We start from the raw sequence: 12,539 nt of genomic DNA on the forward strand, positions 1-12,539 counted from the left end.
GGTGCGGGGCGCTCAGACCACGCGGCAGTGCGTCGTGAGCGCCCCGATGGCGTCGATCGAGACCGTCACGGTCGAGCCGTCGTGCAGGAACACGGGGGGCTTGCGCGAGTAGCCGGCGCCGCCGGGGCTGCCGGTCGAGATGAGCGTGCCCGGAGGGATGGTCGCCGAGCGCGACAGGTACGAGATGATCTCCGCGACGGAGCGCACCATCTCGTCGGACGACGCGTCCTGCAGGATGTGCCCGTCGACGTTGGTGGTGAGCCAGACGTCCTGCGGGTCGGGGATCTCGTCGGCGGTGACGACGACCGGTCCGGTGGGGGTGAACCCGTCGAACGACTTGCAGCGCGACCACTGGGCCTCGGAGAACTGGATGTTCCGGGCCGTGATGTCGTTGACGACCGTGTAGCCCCACACGTAGTCGAGCGCGTCCTGCACGCGCACGCCGCGGGCGGGCCGGCCGATGATCACGCCGAGTTCGGCCTCGTAGTCGACCTCGTTCGAGAGCTCGTCGGGCCAGGTCGTGGTGCCGCCGTGCGCGGCGAGCGAGTTCGGCCACAGCGAGAAGACGGTCATCGCGGTCTCGGAGCGCAGCTTCAGCTCGGAGGCGTGGGCGGCGTAGTTCGCGCCGATGGCGAGGATGTGCGGGGGGCGCAGCACGGCGGAGGCGTGCCGCAGGTGGGCGACGGCGTGCGTGGGGGCGTCGGCGGCGATGGCGGCGTCGGCGAGGCCGCGGACGTGCGCGAGGCCCTCGGGGCCGCGTTCGATGAGGTCCTGGAGGTCGCGCGGCGGATCGTCGACCACCTCGTCGAGGAAGAGCGCGCGGTCGCCGTGCACCACCGCGAGCCGGGGGGTGCGCTGGCCGTCGACCCTGAGGTGTGCGAATCTCACCCCCTCAGGCTATCGAGACCGGGTGGGGCGGACTTGTCGTGCGGGTACAACAGATCCTGCAGTTCCTGCCACGGATCCCACGGCTGTTCCCCCGGGTGCGCCGGCGGCGGCGCGCCAGAGGTGCATCGACGCGTAGCTCCGCCACGGGGCCCAGTCCGCGCCTCGCCCGGCCAGCGCCCGGGCATCGGCGGGGAGCCCGAGTCGTGCGGCGCCGCTCCGGAGCGCGGAGTCGCCCGTGAGCAGCACGTCGGGGTCGCCGGTGACGCGCATGGCCACGTACCCGGCCGTCCACGGGCCGATGCCGGGCATGGCGAGCAGCGCCTCCCGGAGCTCGTGGCGCGGCACGTCGACGTCGACGCGGAGGTCGCCGGAGGCGAGCGCGGCGGCGGTGCCGACGATCGACGCGACGCGCGCGGCGGGCCCGCGCAGCACCTCGGCGCCCCGCTCGGCGATGGTCGCGGCGCTCGGGAACAGCCGCCACTGCGCGCCGTCCAGGTCGACCCGATCGCCGAGCGCGTCGACGAGGCGGGTGAGCGCGGTGCGCGCCGACGCGACGGAGACCTGTTGGCCGAGCATCGCCCGGAACAGCAGTTCGTGCGCGTCGAGGCATCCGGGCACCCGCATGCCGGGCTCGGCCGCGACGGCCCCCGCGAGCGCGGGATCGCCGGCCAGCGCGGTCGAGATCGCGTCGACGTCGGCGTCGAGGTCGAACAGGCGCCGCACGCGGGCCACCAGGGGCGGCAGGTCGGCGAGCGAGGCGAGCCTGGCGGTGACCCGCACCCCCGGCTCGTGCGGGTCCGCCTCGAGGCGCACGAGCGACGGCCCGCCGGGCAGCCGCAGCGCCCGCGTGAAGGCGCCGTCGGCCGGCGTCTCCATGCCGGCGACGGCGCGGGCCGCGAGCCAGTCGAGCACCCCGGCCGCGTCGAAGGGCGCGCGAGCGGGCAGGCGGAGCACGATCTGGCCGGCGTCGCCGTGCTCGGGCGCGCCGCGTCGCCGCCGGGCGAGCGCGCGCAGTTCACTCGGCGTGCGCTCGTAGACGGCGCGCACCGTGTCGTTGCACTGGCGCACGCTGCCGAACCCCGCGGCGAACGCGACGTCGGCGACGGGCAGGTCGCTGCCGACGAGGAGCGCCCGCGCGGTCTGCGCCCGGTGCGCGCGGGCGAGCGCGAGGGGGCCGGCGCCGAGCTCGGCGGTGAGGATGCGGCCGAGGTGGCGCGGGGTGTAGCCGAGTCGCCCGGCGAGCCCGGGCACGCCCTCGCGCTCGACGACGCCGTCGCCGATGAGGCGCATGGCCCGCGCGGCGAGGTCGTCGTGGAGGTCCCAGCGCGGCGAGCCGGGCACGGCGTCGGGCAGGCAGCGCTTGCAGGCGCGCAGGCCCGCCTCGTGGGCGGCCGCCGCGGTGAGGTAGAAGCGCACGTGCTCGGGCTTGGGCGTGGTCGCGGGGCAGCTCGGCCGGCAGTAGATGCCGGTCGAGTGCACGCCGGTGATGAACTGCCCGTCGAAGCGCGCGTCGCGCGAGCTCATGGCCAGGTAGCGCTCCCGGAACTCCGGGTCGTGGATGCGATCGACGGCCTGCATGCGTCCAGCCTCGCACCCCTCGGGGCGATTCGGTAGCGGGAATCGGACATCGCCGCGCGACGCCCGCCGGCGCCGCAGCCGTAGGGTGATCGCATGGCATCCGACGTCATCGACGAACTGCGCCGCGTCCTCGGGGACGCGGTCTCGACCGAGCCCGCCGCGCGCGAGGCCGCCCGGGGCGACGCGTCGGGCTGGCGCACCGACAGCCCGCCGGACGCGATCGTGCACGCCGCATCCGTCGCCGACGTGCAGGCCGTGCTGCGCATCGCCTCGGCGACCGGCACGCCCGTCGTCGCCCGTGGTGCCGGCTCGGGCCTCGCGGGCGGCGCGAACGGCCGGAGCGGGCAGATCGTGCTCGACACCACGCGCATGGACCGGGTGCTCGAGATCGACGTCGAGGACGAGCTGGCGGTCGTCGAGCCGGGCGTGATCAACGACGACCTGAACCGGGCGCTCGCGCCGCACGGCCTCTGGTACTCGCCCGACCCGGCCAGCAAGGCGATCTCGACCATCGGCGGGAACATCGCGACCGGCGCGGGCGGGCTGCTCTGCGCGAAGTACGGGGTCACCCGCGAGGCCGTGCTCGGCCTCGTCGTGGTGCTCGCCGACGGCTCGCTGCTGCGCACCGGGCACCGCACCGTCAAGGGCGTCACCGGATACGACCTCACGGCCCTGCTCACCGGCTCCGAGGGCACGCTCGGCGTCATCGTCGAGGCCACCCTGCGGCTGCGACCCGCGCCGCGGCACGAGCCGGTGACGATCGCCGCCGCCTACGCCGACGTCGAGTCCGCCGCGGAGGGTGCGGCGGCGGTCGTGCGCGCGCACCTCCGCCCCGCGATGCTGGAGCTGCTCGAACCCGCGGGGCTCGGCCGCATCCGCTCGCACCTGGGGCCGGCCGCGCTGGACGGCACGCCCCTCGCCGCGGGTGTCGCGCCCGACGATGCGGCGTTCCTCATCGCCCAGTGCGACGGCCCGGCCGCGCCGGCGGAGGCGGCGGAGGTCGCCGCGGCGCTCGCGAGCGCGGGCGGCACGGTCGAGCTCGCGGCGGATGCGGCCGAGGGGGAGCGCCTCCTGGCCGTCCGCCGCTCGTTCCACGCGGCGCTCGCCGCGACCGGCGAGGTGCTGATCGAGGACGTCGCGGTGCCGCGTTCGCAGCTGCCCGCGATGTTCCGCGAGATCGCGCGGATCGGCGCCGCGTACGACCTGGAGATCCCCACCGTCGCGCACGCGGGCGACGGCAACCTGCATCCGAACTTCGTCTACTCCGGCGACGAGGTGCCCGAGCGGGTCTGGGCGGCCGCGGACGAGCTGTTCCGCACCGCGGTCCGGCTGGGCGGGACCCTGACCGGCGAGCACGGGGTCGGCGTGCTGAAGCGCCGCTGGCTGCGCGACGAGCTCGGCGACGGGCAGCACGACCTGCAGCGCCGCATCAAGGCCGCGTTCGACCCGGCGGGCATCCTGAACCCGGCCGCGATGTTCGAGCCGGTCGCGTGAGCGGCCACGCGCCGAACGGGCCCGTCGGCCCGCAGCCGCACCTGCGGCCGACCTCGCCGCGCACCTCGCGGTCGCGCGGCGCCGGCCTCGCCGCGGTCGGCATCGTGCTGGCGTCGCTCGTCGGCCTCGCCGTGGCCGCCTACTTCGTCCAGGCGCTCGGCACGGGCGCCGCCGCCGCGGGCGCCGTGCTCGCGCTCGTGCCGCTGGCGGCCGTGCTCTGGGCGGTGCGCTGGATCGACCGCTGGGAGCCCGAGCCCCGCGGCGCGCTGTGGTTCGCGTTCCTGTGGGGCGCGACCGTGTCGGTCGCGCTCGCGCTGCTCGTCGACCTCGCGCTCGTCGTGCTCGGCGGCATCGACGACGAGTTCCTCGGCGCGGTCGTGCAGGCCCCGATCGTCGAGGAGCTCGCGAAGGCCGCGGGGCTGCTCGTGCTCGCCGCGGTCGCGCGCGCGCACCTCGACGGCCCCGTCGACGGCCTCGTCTACGCGGCGACCATCGCGGCGGGCTTCGCGTTCACGGAGAACGCGTTGTACTTCGGCGTCGCGCTGCTCGAGTCGGGGCCCGACGGGCTCGGTTCGGTCTTCTTCGTGCGCGGCGTGATGTCGCCGTTCGCGCATGTCATGTTCACCGCGTGCACGGGCATCGCGATCGGGACCTTCGTCGCCCGGGGCCGCAGCGCGCTGCTCGGCGCGCTCGTCGGCCTGGTGCCCGCGATCGGCCTCCACGCGCTCTGGAACGGCGCCCTGTTCGTCGTCGACGACTTCTTCGGGTACTACCTGCTCGTGCAGGTGCCGCTGTTCGTGCTCGCGATCGGCATCACGGTGTGGCTGCGCCGCCTCGAGCGCCGCGTCCTGCGCCGACGCCTGGCGGAGTACGCCGCCGTCGGCTGGTTCAGCGCCGGCGAGCTCGAGATGTTCACCACGCCGGAGGGGCGTCGGCGTGCGCGGGCGAACGCCTCGGCGCGCGGTGCCGTCGCGCGGCGCACGATGGACGCGCTCATCCGCGACACCACCCACCTCGCGTTCACCCGGGAGCGCATCGCCTCGGGTCGCGCCGCATTCGGCGGGCGCGACGGCGGGCGGGCCGCCGCCGACGAGCAGGCGCTGCTCGCCTCGATCGTCGCCGCGCGCGCATCGCTGCTCGCCTGACGTATCCGTGCCCGGCGTATGCTGGGCCCACCCGGACGACGTCGATCGGAGCCCACGGATGCCCGCAGCCGACGACGCGATGCGCACCGAGGCGCCGATCGCGTGGCGCGACGCGCTGCTCGCCGCGCGCGAGCGCGTGGCTGCGGGCGACGATCCCGGCCCCGGGCTCTCCCTGCGCCCCCTGGTGCACGACGCCTGGCGTCGCGCACTGTCGCACGCCGTCGACCCCGAGCGCTCGCTCCCCGGCATCGTCCTCGGCGACGACGAGTTCCGCGAGTACCGCGCGCAGCACGAGCTGACCGGCGCGCTGCCGGTGATCCGGAGGCTGCTCGCCGACGACGCCGACGAGAACGGCCTGCTGGTCGCGGTGGGCGACGCGCGCGGCCGCCTGCTCTGGGTCGAGGGCGACCGCACCCTGCGGCGCCGGGCCGAGGACATGCGCTTCGTCCCGGGCGCCGACTGGTCGGAGGAGCGCATCGGCACGAGCGCCCCGGGCACCTCGCTCGCGCTCGACCGGGCGGTGCAGATCCGCGGCGCGGAGCACTTCCACTCGATCGTGCACCCGTGGAGCTGCACCGCGGCACCGGTGCACGACCCCGTCTCGGGTGCGATCCTCGGGGTCATCGACATCACCGGGGACGACCAGGCGGTCGCGCCGCACACGCTCGCCCTCGTCTCCGCGACCGTCGCCGCGGTCGAGTCCGAGCTGCGCATCCAGCGGCTGCAGACCGACGTGCAGGCCACCATCCGCCGGTCGCGCATGCGGCGAGCCGCGCCCGACCGCGCGCTGCACGTGCAGGGCGGCGATCCGCCGCGGCTGGGCGGGCTGCGCCTCAGCCTCCGCCACGCCGAGATCCTGCTGCTGCTCGCGTGGCACCCCGAGGGCCTCACGGCCGAGCGCCTGGCGGGCCTCCTCTACGAGACGGATGCCTCGTCGGTGACGCTCCGCGCCGAGCTCGTGCGCCTGCGCCGCGTGCTCGAGGGCGCGGGCGTGCCCGTGCCCGCCTCCCGTCCGTACCGCCTCGCCGAGCCGATCGCGACCGACGCGCGCGAGGTGCTCGACCTGCTCGACCGCGGTGCGCACCTGCGGGCGCTGGAGCACGCGGCCGGTCCCGTGCTGCCGGAGTCGACCGCGCCGGGCGTCGCGCGCATCCGCGCCGAGGTCGCGTCGCGCCTGCGCGAGGCGATGCTCGCCGACGCCGCCGTGGAGCACCTCGTGCGCTACGCCGACACCGAGGCCGCCCGCGACGACCTCGAGGTGCAGCAGGCGTGCCTGCGCCTGCTGCCGTCGCGCTCGCCGAAGCGGGCGCGCGTCGTCGCCCGCATCGAGGCGATCCAGCGCGAACTCGCCTGAGCACGCCCGCTGCAACCCCGCTGCAACGTCGCTGCAACCTTCCTCGACCTACCGTGTCGACACGTGCCCGTCACGGGCACGCCGACAACGGAGTCAGGAAACAGGAGGACCGATGACGGTCTACGCAGCGCCCGGCACCCAGGGCGCACTCATCGATTTCGCACCCCGGTACGAGCACTTCATCGGCGGGGAATGGGTCAAGCCGGTCAAGGGCGGCTACTTCGAGAACATCTCGCCCGTCAACGGCAAGCCGTTCACCGAGGTCGCGCGCGGCACGGCCGAGGACATCGAGCTCGCCCTCGACGCCGCCCACGGGGCGGCGGCCACGTGGGGCCGCACGAGCGCGGCCGAGCGGGCGGCGGTGCTGAACCGCATCGCCGACATCATCGACGCCAACCGCGAGCTGCTCGCCGTCGCCGAGACATGGGACAACGGCAAGTCCATCCGCGAGCCGCTGAACGCCGACCTCCCGCTCGCGAGCGACCACTTCCGGTACTACGCGGCCCTGATCCGGGCGCAGGAGGGCAGCTTCACCCAGCTCGACAACGACACGGTCGCGTACCACTTCCACGAGCCGCTCGGCGTGGTCGGCCAGATCATCCCGTGGAACTTCCCGCTGCTGATGGCGGTCTGGAAGCTCGCCCCGGCGCTCGCCGCGGGCAACTGCGTCGTGCTGAAGCCGGCCGAGCAGACGCCCAGCTCGATCCTCGTGCTGATGGGCCTCATCGCGGACGTGCTCCCGGCAGGCGTCGTGAACGTCGTCAACGGCTTCGGGGTCGAGGCGGGCAAGCCGCTCGCGTCCTCCAGCCGCATCCGCAAGATCGCCTTCACCGGCGAGACGACCACGGGCCGGCTCATCCTGCAGTACGCGGCGAACAACATCATCCCCACCACGGTCGAGCTGGGCGGCAAGAGCCCGAACATCGTGTTCGAGTCGGTCGCCGACCGCGACGACGACTTCTACTCGAAGGCGCTCGAGGGCTTCAGCCTGTTCGCGTTCAACCAGGGGGAGGTGTGCACCTGCCCGAGCCGATCGCTCATCCAGAAGTCGATCTACGACTCCTTCCTGAACGACGCGATCGAGCGCACGAAGCAGGCCAAGCAGGGCAACCCGCTCGACACCGAGACGCAGGTCGGCGCGCAGGCGTCGAACGACCAGCTCGAGAAGATCCTGAGCTACATCGACATCGGCCAGCAGGAGGGCGCGAAGCTGCTGCTCGGCGGCGAGCGGGTCGACCTCGGCGGCGACCTCACCGACGGCTACTACGTCGCCCCGACGATCTTCGAGGGGCAGAACCGCATGCGGCTGTTCCAGGAGGAGATCTTCGGCCCGGTCGTCGCGGTCACGAGCTTCACCGACTACGACGACGCCATCTCGATCGCGAACGACACCCTGTACGGCCTGGGCGCGGGCGTCTGGTCGCGCAACGGCAACGAGGCGTACCGGGCCGGCCGCGACATCCAGGCCGGCCGCGTGTGGGTGAACAACTACCACGCGTACCCGGCGGGGGCGGCGTTCGGCGGCTACAAGTCGTCGGGCATCGGCCGCGAGAACAACGTGCAGGCGCTCGACCACTACCAGCAGACCAAGAACCTGCTGGTCAGCTACAACGAGAGCCCGCTCGGGTTCTTCTAGGCCGATGTCGCTCGAATCGCTCCGCACCATCGTGGGGTCGATCACGGTCGAGGGTGACGCGTCGCCGCGGGTGGAGCTCACGCCCGCGGCGGCCGCGCTCATCGACCGGCTGTGGTCGGCCCACGGCCCGCTGATGTTCCACCAGTCGGGCGGATGCTGCGACGGGAGCTCGCCCATGTGCTACCCGGCGGGGGAGTTCGCCACCAGCGCGGCCGACATGCTCCTCGGCGACCTCGCACTGGACGAGGACCGCTCCGTGCCCTTCTGGATGTCCGCCGAGCAGTTCGCCCTCTGGCGGCACACGTACCTCACGGTCGACGTGGTGCCGGGCCGGGGCAGCGGCTTCTCGCTCGAGGCGCCGGAGGGGGTCCGCTTCCTCATCCGGTCGCGCCTGATGGGCGACTGACCGGGAGGACCAAGAGCTCCACCGGGCGACGAGACGCCTGCCTGCGCGAAGCCGGGGGAACGGCCCACGCATGAAACTCGTCGCCCGGTGGTGTGGCACTGCCGACAACGCTGCTCGGGCGACGAGTTCGTGGGTTTCAGGATGCATCCGCATCGATGCCCGCGCAAGCAGAAGAGGGACACGCGTCCCTCACCCGCGTTGCCGGAGGCGGGTGCATCCGATTGGATGGAACCCATGACAGACACCAACAGCAAGCCCGAGGTCGACGCACCGGAGGGCCCCGCGCCCGTCGAACTCGTGATCGAGGACATCGTCGTCGGCGACGGCGCCGAGGCCCAGCCGGGCTCGACCGTCGACGTGCACTACCTCGGCGTCGAGTACGACTCCGGTGCCGAGTTCGACTCCTCGTGGAGCCGCGGGCAGTCCATCAACTTCCCGCTCGCCGCGCTCATCGCCGGCTGGCAGGAGGGCATCCCCGGCATGAAGGTCGGCGGGCGCCGCAAGCTCACCGTGCCGCCGCACCAGGCCTACGGCCCCGCCGGCGGCGGCCACCAGCTCTCGGGCAAGACGCTCATCTTCGTGATCGACCTGCTCGGCGTCAGCTGAGCCGCAGCAGCACCCGAACGGCCCGACGCGATGCGTCGGGCCGTTCGTCGTCTCAGGCGCGCTCGCGCTCGCCGCGCTCCTGCACGCGGTCGACCAGCTCGCGCCACGGGCCGTCGAGCTGGCGCTCGGCCAGCTGCGCCTCGTGCGGGCGGCACTCGATGCGGTAGGTGAACCGGTCGGGCTGGGCGGGCGGCTGCGGCGCGTCGTCCCACGGGATCGACGCGATCAGCACGTGCCAGGCGTCGGCGTCGGGCTGGTCGTCCACGTGCACCCGCCAGCGCACGGACAGCCCCGCGAACCCGCCGCTGCGCGACACGGTGACGTCCATGACGCGATCGTACCCCGGTGCATCCGATCGGCCCGGTGCATCCGATCGCCCCCCTCGACCGGAAGACATGGGTGACAGCAGTTCTCCGCCCCTGCCGGGGCCAGATGAGGAGGAACCCATGCGCACCAGAACAGTCGCCGGCGCCGCAGCCGGCATCGCCGCGGGAGCGGTGGTCGCGCTCGCCGCGATCGCACCCGCTTCCGCCGACGAGCACGAGACCGCGATGCTGAGCGTGCTGCACGGCGTGCCCGCGCTGACGGTCGACGTGTACGTGAACGACGAGCTCACGCTCGAGGACTTCGAGCCCGGCGACCTCGCTGGACCGCTCGAGCTCGCCGGCGGCACGTACACCGTGCAGATCAACGCGGCCGACTCGGAGGACGCGGCGATCGGCCCGGTCGACCTCACGCTCGAGGGCGGCATGGACTACACCGCGGCGGCCCACCTCGACGCCGACGGTGCGCCCACCGCGACGCTGTTCACCGACGACACGTCCTCGTCCGCGGCCGGCGAGGGCCGGCTCACGGTGCGGCACATCGCGGCGGCACCCGCCGTCGACGTGCTCGCAGGCGGCGACGCGGTGATCACCGACCTCGCGAACCCCGATGAGGCCTCGCTCGACCTGCCGGCCGGCACGATCTCCGCATCGGTCGCCGCAGCCGGCACGACCGACCCCGTGCTCGGGCCGGCCGACGTGACCGTCGCCGAGGGCGAGCTCACGATCGCCTACGCCTGGGGCAGCCTCGAGGACGAGAACCTCGCCCTCGCCGTGCAGACCGTCGGCGGACTCCACTCCACCCCGGGCGACGTGCCCGCGGGCGAGGCGGGGCTCGCCGCGACGAACGCGCCCGTCGACGCAGCGGTGTGGTGGCTCGGTGCCTCCGCCGCCGTGCTGCTGCTGGGTGCGGCCGTGGCGATCGGCGTGGCCGACCGTCGCAGCCCGATCCGGAGCAGGCGCTGAGCGCCATGGTCCGGACGAGGGAGGTCTCCGTCGCAGCAGCGTGCTGCGCGGGGGCCGCCCTCGCGGCGCTGCTCGCCGCGGGCCTGGTGCTCGCGGGCGCGGCAGGCTCGACGGATGCCGCGGGGCCGGCGCCGGTGCAGGTCATCGACGCGTCCGTGCCCGCGCCCTCCGCGGCATCCGTCGAACCCGCCGCCCGACCCGCCGCCGAGGTCGAGGTCCGCAGCGCGTCGCTCGACGAGCTGCCGGGCGATCCGACCGAGGCGCCGGTCCGCCTGCAGGCAGGCGGCATCGGGGTGGACGTCGAGGTCGTCCCGGTCGGGGTGACCGACGGCGACGTCATGGAGCTGCCGCGCGATCCCGCCGTGGCGGGATGGTACCGATACGGGCCCGGCATCGGCGACGATGCGGGCGCGGTCGTGGTCGCCGCGCACGTGGACTCGCTCGAGTACGGGCTCGGCCCGTTCGCGGCGTTCGCGGACGCGCCGGCCGGCACGGAGATCGCGCTGACCGCAGCCGACGGCTCCGCCGAGCGCTACGCGATCGTCGCCCGGGAGACGTCCCGCAAGGGATCCGTCGACTGGGACGCGGTGTTCGACCGGGAGGGCGCGAAGCGGCTCGCGATCATCACCTGCGGCGGCGAGTTCGACTGGGAGCGACGCACGTACCTCGACTCGGTCGTGGTGTGGGCGGAGCCGATCGGATGAGGCGGCGATCACTATGCTGGTGGACACGATCCAGGCGACGGCGCCCGGTGCGCCGCACCCGTTCGTGTCGCATCGCACGACGACCGCGAGGAGGCAGCGGAAGCACGTGGACGACCCCGCACAGGACGACCGGCGGCTCGCCGAGGCCTTCCGCGACGGCGAGGAGTGGGCCGTCGCCGCGGCCTACGGGAGGTGGTCGAGACTCGTGTTCACGATCGCCGTGCGCTCGCTCGGCAACAGCCAGGACGCCGAGGACGTGACCCAGCAGGTCTTCGTGAAGGCGTGGCGCTCGCGCGAGCGGTTCGATCCCGAGCGCTCCCTGTCGGCGTGGCTGACGGGCATCACCCGCTACGCGGTCGCCGACATGCACGAGGCCAGGTCGCGCGAGCGGCGCCTGGCCGAGGCCGCGGCCGGCGAGCTCTCGGTCACCGAGACGGTCGACCCGCGGTTGGAGGAGCGCGTGCTCGTGGCCGACGAGCTGCAGCAGCTGCCGCCCGAGCCGCGGCGGATCATGCACCTGGCCTACTGGGAGGGGCTCACCCACGGGCAGATCGCCGAACGGACGGGCATGCCGCTCGGCACCGTGAAGAGCCACGTCCGACGAAGTCTCACCCGCATGCGCGCACGATTGGAGGTGGATGATGCCGCACTGTGACGACGACGAGCTCGCCGTGATCGCCCTCGGCGACCGCGAGCCGACGCCCGACGAGCGGGCGCACCTCGACGAGTGCCTGCGCTGCACCGGCGAGCTGGACGCGCTGCGCGCGGCATCCGACCTCGCGCGCGAGGCGGCGGGTGCGCCGCTCGAGGCGCCGCCGGCGTCCGTGTGGGCGGGCATCCACGCCGAGCTCGGCCTCTCCGACTCGGTGCGGGCCGTGCCGACGGATGCCTCGCAGCAGGGTGACGCCGCAGCGCCTGAGCCCGCCCCGGCGGAACCGCCGGCCGCGACGCCCGCCCCGGTGGACCTCGCGGCTCGTCGCCGCGCGCGCGGCGCCCGGTTCTGGGCGCCCCTGCTGGCCGCGGCGGCCGTGCTCGGCCTCGTCGCGGGCATCGCGGGCGGGGTCTGGTGGAACTCGCGCGAACCCGACGTGTCGGTGCTCGCCGAGGCCGACCTCGAGGGCTTCCCCGGCTGGCCGGGTGCGAGCGGCGTCGCGGTCGTCGAGGAGCTGCCCGACGGCACCCGGGAGGTCGTGGTGAACCTCTCCGGCGTCGATGACCCCGACGACCTGCTCGAGGTGTGGCTGATCCGGGGCGACGCGTCGGGGCTCGTGAGCATCGGGCTGCTCGACGGCGCGAGCGGGCGGTTCACGGTGCCGGCCGGCATCGACCTGGGCGAGTACCCGCTGGTCGACGTCTCGGCCGAGCCCGACGACGGCGACCCCGCCCACTCGGGCGACTCGATCGTGCGGGGCGACCTGCGCGGCGCCTGAGGCGCCGAG

13 protein-coding genes are annotated in these 12,539 nt (G+C 74.3%); 10 read left to right on the forward strand and 3 right to left on the reverse strand.

All coding sequences use genetic code 11. From position 1 onward, the window contains the following. Positions 1-12: 12 nt before the first annotated feature. Together ABZK10_RS12135 and ABZK10_RS12140 are read right to left on the reverse strand one after the other, a co-directional pair. Entirely contained in the window at positions 13-888 is an 876-nt protein-coding gene (locus tag ABZK10_RS12135) for a fumarylacetoacetate hydrolase family protein (protein ID WP_353809457.1), read from the reverse strand. Between the two features lie 9 nt (positions 889-897). Next, on the reverse strand, positions 898-2,466 hold the full coding sequence (locus tag ABZK10_RS12140; protein WP_353809458.1) for an AlkA N-terminal domain-containing protein: 1,569 nt from the start codon (positions 2,464-2,466) through the stop codon (positions 898-900). Between the two features lie 93 nt (positions 2,467-2,559). On the opposite strand from ABZK10_RS12140, the gene ABZK10_RS12145 reads away from it, so the two are divergent. From ABZK10_RS12145 to ABZK10_RS12170, 6 genes are all read left to right on the forward strand, one after another. Next, complete coding sequence (locus tag ABZK10_RS12145; protein WP_353809459.1) at positions 2,560-3,960, forward strand: FAD-binding oxidoreductase; 1,401 nt, start codon at positions 2,560-2,562, stop codon at positions 3,958-3,960. Next, positions 3,957-5,105 (forward strand): PrsW family intramembrane metalloprotease, encoded by a 1,149-nt coding sequence (locus tag ABZK10_RS12150; protein WP_353809460.1) that lies wholly within the window; start codon positions 3,957-3,959, stop codon positions 5,103-5,105. The genes ABZK10_RS12145 and ABZK10_RS12150 overlap by 4 nt, the downstream gene beginning before the upstream one ends. Positions 5,106-5,163: 58 nt before the next feature. Next, positions 5,164-6,459 (forward strand): GAF domain-containing protein, encoded by a 1,296-nt coding sequence (locus ABZK10_RS12155; RefSeq protein ID WP_353809461.1) that lies wholly within the window; start codon positions 5,164-5,166, stop codon positions 6,457-6,459. 112 nt (positions 6,460-6,571) lie between these two features. Then, positions 6,572-8,095 carry an acetaldehyde dehydrogenase ExaC gene (exaC, locus tag ABZK10_RS12160; RefSeq protein ID WP_353809462.1) on the forward strand — a complete coding sequence of 508 codons (1,524 nt, stop codon included), beginning with the start codon at positions 6,572-6,574 and terminating at the stop codon, positions 8,093-8,095. Between the two features lie 4 nt (positions 8,096-8,099). After that, positions 8,100-8,501: a DUF779 domain-containing protein gene (locus ABZK10_RS12165; RefSeq protein ID WP_353809463.1), complete on the forward strand. Its 402-nt coding sequence runs from the start codon at positions 8,100-8,102 to the stop codon at positions 8,499-8,501. 234 nt (positions 8,502-8,735) lie between these two features. Beyond that, complete coding sequence (locus tag ABZK10_RS12170; protein WP_353809464.1) at positions 8,736-9,107, forward strand: FKBP-type peptidyl-prolyl cis-trans isomerase; 372 nt, start codon at positions 8,736-8,738, stop codon at positions 9,105-9,107. A gap of 52 nt (positions 9,108-9,159) precedes the next feature. Here the strand turns inward: ABZK10_RS12170 and ABZK10_RS12175 are convergent, their stop codons facing one another. After that, a complete protein-coding gene (locus ABZK10_RS12175; protein WP_353809465.1) occupies positions 9,160-9,435 on the reverse strand; it encodes a protealysin inhibitor emfourin in 276 nt (91 codons plus the stop codon). A 118-nt stretch (positions 9,436-9,553) separates the two neighbouring features. On the opposite strand from ABZK10_RS12175, the gene ABZK10_RS12180 reads away from it, so the two are divergent. The 4 genes from ABZK10_RS12180 to ABZK10_RS12195 are packed head-to-tail and all read left to right on the forward strand — an operon-like array spanning position 9,554 to position 12,530. Next, positions 9,554-10,396 carry a DUF4397 domain-containing protein gene (locus ABZK10_RS12180; RefSeq protein WP_353809467.1) on the forward strand — a complete coding sequence of 281 codons (843 nt, stop codon included), beginning with the start codon at positions 9,554-9,556 and terminating at the stop codon, positions 10,394-10,396. A gap of 5 nt (positions 10,397-10,401) precedes the next feature. Beyond that, entirely contained in the window at positions 10,402-11,100 is a 699-nt protein-coding gene (locus ABZK10_RS12185; RefSeq protein ID WP_353809468.1) for a class F sortase, read from the forward strand. 19 nt (positions 11,101-11,119) lie between these two features. Further along, on the forward strand, positions 11,120-11,755 hold the full coding sequence (locus tag ABZK10_RS12190) for an RNA polymerase sigma factor (RefSeq protein WP_353809470.1): 636 nt from the start codon (positions 11,120-11,122) through the stop codon (positions 11,753-11,755). Beyond that, positions 11,739-12,530 (forward strand): anti-sigma factor, encoded by a 792-nt coding sequence (locus ABZK10_RS12195; protein WP_353809471.1) that lies wholly within the window; start codon positions 11,739-11,741, stop codon positions 12,528-12,530. Before ABZK10_RS12190 ends, ABZK10_RS12195 begins: the two co-directional genes overlap by 17 nt. Positions 12,531-12,539 lie beyond the last annotated feature (9 nt).

The sequence above is a fragment of the Agromyces sp. SYSU T00194 genome, from assembly GCF_040496035.1.
GTDB classification, from domain to species: domain Bacteria; phylum Actinomycetota; class Actinomycetes; order Actinomycetales; family Microbacteriaceae; genus Agromyces; species Agromyces chitinivorans.

Coding starts and splice junctions, on each gene's coding strand:
- ABZK10_RS12140 (WP_353809458.1), bottom strand. CDS start 2,466: ATGCAGGCCGTCGATCGCATCCACGACCCGGAGTTCCGGGAGCGCTAC.
- ABZK10_RS12145 (WP_353809459.1), top strand. CDS start 2,560: ATGGCATCCGACGTCATCGACGAACTGCGCCGCGTCCTCGGGGACGCG.
- ABZK10_RS12155 (WP_353809461.1), top strand. CDS start 5,164: ATGCCCGCAGCCGACGACGCGATGCGCACCGAGGCGCCGATCGCGTGG.
- exaC (WP_353809462.1), top strand. CDS start 6,572: ATGACGGTCTACGCAGCGCCCGGCACCCAGGGCGCACTCATCGATTTC.
- ABZK10_RS12165 (WP_353809463.1), top strand. CDS start 8,100: ATGTCGCTCGAATCGCTCCGCACCATCGTGGGGTCGATCACGGTCGAG.
- ABZK10_RS12170 (WP_353809464.1), top strand. CDS start 8,736: ATGACAGACACCAACAGCAAGCCCGAGGTCGACGCACCGGAGGGCCCC.
- ABZK10_RS12175 (WP_353809465.1), bottom strand. CDS start 9,435: ATGGACGTCACCGTGTCGCGCAGCGGCGGGTTCGCGGGGCTGTCCGTG.
- ABZK10_RS12180 (WP_353809467.1), top strand. CDS start 9,554: ATGCGCACCAGAACAGTCGCCGGCGCCGCAGCCGGCATCGCCGCGGGA.
- ABZK10_RS12185 (WP_353809468.1), top strand. CDS start 10,402: ATGGTCCGGACGAGGGAGGTCTCCGTCGCAGCAGCGTGCTGCGCGGGG.
- ABZK10_RS12195 (WP_353809471.1), top strand. CDS start 11,739: ATGATGCCGCACTGTGACGACGACGAGCTCGCCGTGATCGCCCTCGGC.